At 46.1% G+C, this 4,017-nt stretch carries 2 protein-coding genes and 10 tRNA genes; all 12 read right to left on the bottom strand.

Features of this window, described 5'->3' with window-relative positions; translation table 11 throughout:
- Window positions 1-54: 54 nt before the first annotated feature.
- The 12 genes from L4D09_RS28530 to L4D09_RS28475 all read right to left on the bottom strand — a co-directional run bounded on the left by L4D09_RS28530 (window position 55) and on the right by L4D09_RS28475 (window position 3,986).
- Window positions 55-130: transfer RNA gene (locus tag L4D09_RS28530), tRNA-Phe, on the bottom strand.
- 62 nt (window positions 131-192) lie between these two features.
- Window positions 193-268 (bottom strand) — tRNA-Thr (locus L4D09_RS28525).
- A 46-nt stretch (window positions 269-314) separates the two neighbouring features.
- Window positions 315-390, bottom strand: a tRNA-Asn gene (locus tag L4D09_RS28520).
- A gap of 42 nt (window positions 391-432) precedes the next feature.
- Window positions 433-508 (bottom strand) — tRNA-Phe (locus L4D09_RS28515).
- Window positions 509-642: 134 nt separating this feature from the next.
- On the bottom strand, window positions 643-1,269 hold the full coding sequence (locus L4D09_RS28510) for a glutathione S-transferase family protein (RefSeq protein ID WP_428460909.1): 627 nt from the start codon (window positions 1,267-1,269) through the stop codon (window positions 643-645).
- Window positions 1,270-1,404: 135 nt separating this feature from the next.
- Window positions 1,405-3,030: a methyl-accepting chemotaxis protein gene (locus L4D09_RS28505; protein WP_428460908.1), complete on the bottom strand. Its 1,626-nt coding sequence runs from the start codon at window positions 3,028-3,030 to the stop codon at window positions 1,405-1,407.
- A gap of 287 nt (window positions 3,031-3,317) precedes the next feature.
- Window positions 3,318-3,393 (bottom strand) — tRNA-Asn (locus tag L4D09_RS28500).
- 42 nt (window positions 3,394-3,435) lie between these two features.
- A tRNA-Phe gene (locus L4D09_RS28495) sits at window positions 3,436-3,511 on the bottom strand.
- A gap of 59 nt (window positions 3,512-3,570) precedes the next feature.
- Window positions 3,571-3,646: transfer RNA gene (locus L4D09_RS28490), tRNA-Thr, on the bottom strand.
- A gap of 44 nt (window positions 3,647-3,690) precedes the next feature.
- A tRNA-Asn gene (locus tag L4D09_RS28485) sits at window positions 3,691-3,766 on the bottom strand.
- A 6-nt stretch (window positions 3,767-3,772) separates the two neighbouring features.
- Window positions 3,773-3,848, bottom strand: a tRNA-Phe gene (locus tag L4D09_RS28480).
- Between the two features lie 62 nt (window positions 3,849-3,910).
- Window positions 3,911-3,986: transfer RNA gene (locus tag L4D09_RS28475), tRNA-Thr, on the bottom strand.
- Between the last annotated feature and the right edge of the window lie 31 nt (window positions 3,987-4,017).

Genomic DNA, 4,017 nt, shown 5'->3' with positions numbered 1-4,017 from the left:
GACATACGGATTAACAGTCCGCCGTTCTACCAACTGAACTAAAGGGGAATTATATGGTGCCTCGAGGCGGAATCGAACCACCGACACGAGGATTTTCAATCCTCTGCTCTACCGACTGAGCTATCGAGGCAAAAGTGAAAGCGGTTAGGCTYTTACTTTTGCAATGTTGTTTACACAACGCTTGCTAAGAAATGGTGCCGACTACCGGAGTCGAACTGGTGACCTACTGATTACAAGTCAGTTGCTCTACCTACTGAGCTAAGTCGGCACACTAAATCTTTTTTAGTTCYAAGCCATTGGCTCAAAACTGAATTTGGCTCCCCCTGCAAGACTTGAACTTGCGACATACGGATTAACAGTCCGCCGTTCTACCAACTGAACTAAGGGGGAATTGCTTATTGTTGCTTGCACCATGTTCATCAAAAGAAGAAATGGTGCCTCGAGGCGGAATCGAACCACCGACACGAGGATTTTCAATCCTCTGCTCTACCGACTGAGCTATCGAGGCAACGGAGCGCATTAAAAAGGTTTTCCTGCTTTTCGTCAATGGTTTTTTGATAAAAAAGATTCAACCTTGTCTTTTTTGGTCTGTTTGTTCGGTTTTTGGTCTTTTTAGGTGCTAAAAGCAACTGGCAATTCAATCTAGTTATCAATGAGTGCTTGTTGTTCGAGGGCAAGGGCGCGAGATAAAGCTGGGCGTCGACTGACGAATTGGCGGTATTTTTCTAAAGAGGGAGGGAGTTTTTGCTCAAATTTTATCGCCCAGTTCAATGTGTGGGTTAATAAAATATCGGCAACGGTTGGGAAGTGACCAAGTAAATATTCATCACCTTTCATTCTGGCAGCAGCTGTTTGCAATGCTTTTTTTAACTCCCAAGCCGCGACGGGCAGCATTTCGGGCAGGCGAATCGATTCTGGAAGGGCGAAACGGTGTTTTCCCATCGTCCACAAGGGTTGTTCCAATTCTGATGTGATGAAGCTAATCCATTCATGGTGCTTAGCGGAATTTTGGCAGCCTGATTCGGGTAACCAGTGTTGACCATATTTCTCAGCGATGTACAGACAGATCGCAGATGATTCTGTCATAACGGCTGAGCCATCAATTAGGCAAGGGACTTTTCCATGAGAATTTAAGGCGAGATATTGCGGTGAGCGGTGTTCTCCGCGGGAGAAATCTACCAGGTGATATTGCCATTCAATACCCAGCTCTTCTAACAACCACGATACGCGTAACGAGCGAGTGCGCGGATAACCATACAAAGCGATCATTTATCATCCCTGAGCTAATAGTGTGTCGTTAACACTAAATTTAGCTTAAAAAAGACCACCTGGTATGGCGGTGGTCTTTGATGGTGATTAACGACTGTGCCTATTAAGAGATTGGGGCATGAGACATGAGACCCCTTAGCGGTGGATGGTAAATTTATTCACCCAGCCTTTTAGCTCCTCAGCTAATTTTGACAGGTTCTCAGTGCTCTGGTGGCTTTGGCTAACCACGTTGCTGAGCTGTCGTCCGCTGTCATCAATTAAGTTGATACGCTCGGAGATGTCATTGCTGACATGAGTTTGTTCTGCGGCGGCACTGGCAATATGGTGGCTCATCTGAGTAATTGATTCTAACGATGTCACAATATGGCCAAGCGCGACTGATGCTTCTTCAGATTGCTCAACGGTTGTCTGGCTGGTCGTTGCACAAACCCCCATTGTTTGGATGGCATTCTTCGATGCTTGCTGAAGGTTTGCGATCATTTGCTGAATTTCTTTGGTACTGTTTTGGGTACGACCTGCTAGGTTGCGAACTTCATCAGCGACAACAGCAAAGCCTCGGCCTTGTTCACCAGCCCGAGCGGCTTCAATCGCTGCATTTAGGGCGAGTAGGTTAGTTTGCTCTGCAATATCACCGATAACTTCCAGTACTTTGGCAATACTGTGTACATCGGTATCTAAATCAGATACCGCTTGGCTGGCTGTATTGAGCTCTTGAGCCAACCCTGCGATTTGATCGACGGTTGTCGTAATAAGCAGCTGAGTACGCTGGCTCTGTTGATCGGCATCTTTAGTACTAGCGGCACTGTCGTTTGCAGCATCGGCAACATTGGCTGTCGATGAAGCCATCTCGGTCATTGCTGTCGCAATCATTTCGGTTGATTGTTGCTGGGTGTCACTTAGCGTTGCAATTTGACCAGAACGGTGACGGGTTTCATCAAGTTCATGGTGCAAGGCGTGCATCGATTGTTCTAAATTTTGTACTTGTTGCGCCAGCGAATAACTCATCTGCTGAACAGCAAAGTAGAGGCTATCACGGGGGGCTTGTGTGGAGAACTGAGTATGGATCTGGCCATCTGCAATGGCCTGAACAGCATTGCGGACATCGCTAGGTTCGCCGCCGAGCAAGGCTAGCATGCGCTTAATTGCGAAGATGAGCACCGTCAATATTGCGGCAGCGATAATGAAACAAAGAATAAGTTGCCACTGTGCCGTTGACCAAAAACGCGCATTCACTTCCTGATAACCAACTCCTGTTCCTACTACCCAGCCCCAAACAGGGGTTTTTTTCGCGATAGACAATTTCTTTTCAATGCTACCGTCAGGGAGTTGTTGGTACCAAGTGTACTCAACCAGCTGATTGCGGCTGTTGCCCAGTACTCGCTGGATCAACTGGCCAATACTATTACCGTCAGCATCTTTAAAATCGTTGAAGCTAGTATCGTGTAGTTGCGGGTCTAATGGTGCTGCTACAAATGTCATGTCAGCATCAACAACATAGACATATTCATTGTCTTTATAGAGGTTGTTACGTAGTAAACGAGCGGCCATCGCTTGTGCGTCACTTTTTTCGAGCGTGCCATCAACGGCCATCTTTTCGACTTCAGTCAGAATGCTATAGGCGCTGTTGAAGACTTCTGTCACCCTTGCTTTGTTATCAAAGTCACTGGCAATACGAAGAGACCATAACCCTGTGGCGCTAATACTGACAAGCGCGAGGAAAATAATCGCCGATAAGGCGTAGGCCTGATGCTTCAGTTTCATAGTTGTTATTTTTCGGAGTTTATTAAGTAGGTTGGTACTTATAATCTTTTGCTTTTATTTTGTAAAACAAAACGGTTAAAAATGACGGTTTGAGCAATAGGTTAGAGGCAAATCATGATAGAACCATTCGTTGTAGGTATAAGGTTTTTCAGGGGGGGTGCCTTTAGGGGATACTAAGGTTGCAGGGAAGGGGGGAGTTCGAAGTTACTCATCGGGTGGAAAATATTCTTTGCTTGGTAACTCTTAGGCATAAAAAAAGCCTTGTCCGAAGACAAGGCTTTCTTATTTGGCTCCCCCTGCAAGACTTGAACTTGCGACATACGGATTAACAGTCCGCCGTTCTACCAACTGAACTAAGGGGGAATTATTCTTTATCTAATACGATAAATCATATCGGATGAATAATGGTGCCTCGAGGCGGAATCGAACCACCGACACGAGGATTTTCAATCCTCTGCTCTACCGACTGAGCTATCGAGGCAAAAGTCACACCGAAGTGTTAACTCTTGCAACACTGCTTACGCAGTACTTGCTAAAGAATGGTGCCGACTACCGGAGTCGAACTGGTGACCTACTGATTACAAGTCAGTTGCTCTACCTACTGAGCTAAGTCGGCACACGAATCTTTTTCGTCTTAAACCCGAAGGTCTAACACTGATTTGGCTCCCCTTGCAAGACTTGAACTTGCGACATACGGATTAACAGTCCGCCGTTCTACCAACTGAACTAAAGGGGAATTATATGGTGCCTCGAGGCGGAATCGAACCACCGACACGAGGATTTTCAATCCTCTGCTCTACCGACTGAGCTATCGAGGCAAAAGTGAAAGCGGTTAGGCTYTTACTTTTGCAATGTTGTTTACACAACGCTTGCTAAGAAATGGTGCCGACTACCGGAGTCGAACTGGTGACCTACTGATTACAAGTCAGTTGCTCTACCTACTGAGCTAAGTCGGCACACTAAATCTTTTTTAGTTCCAAGCCATTG

The sequence above is a fragment of the Photobacterium makurazakiensis genome, assembly GCF_050336715.1.
GTDB lineage: Bacteria > Pseudomonadota > Gammaproteobacteria > Enterobacterales > Vibrionaceae > Photobacterium > Photobacterium makurazakiensis.
The sequence above is the reverse complement of the archived record's forward strand: the minus strand, read 5'-3'. Positions and strand labels throughout refer to the sequence as shown.

Coding starts and splice junctions, on each gene's coding strand:
- L4D09_RS28505 (WP_428460908.1), bottom strand. CDS start 3,030: ATGAAACTGAAGCATCAGGCCTACGCCTTATCGGCGATTATTTTCCTC.
- L4D09_RS28510 (WP_428460909.1), bottom strand. CDS start 1,269: ATGATCGCTTTGTATGGTTATCCGCGCACTCGCTCGTTACGCGTATCG.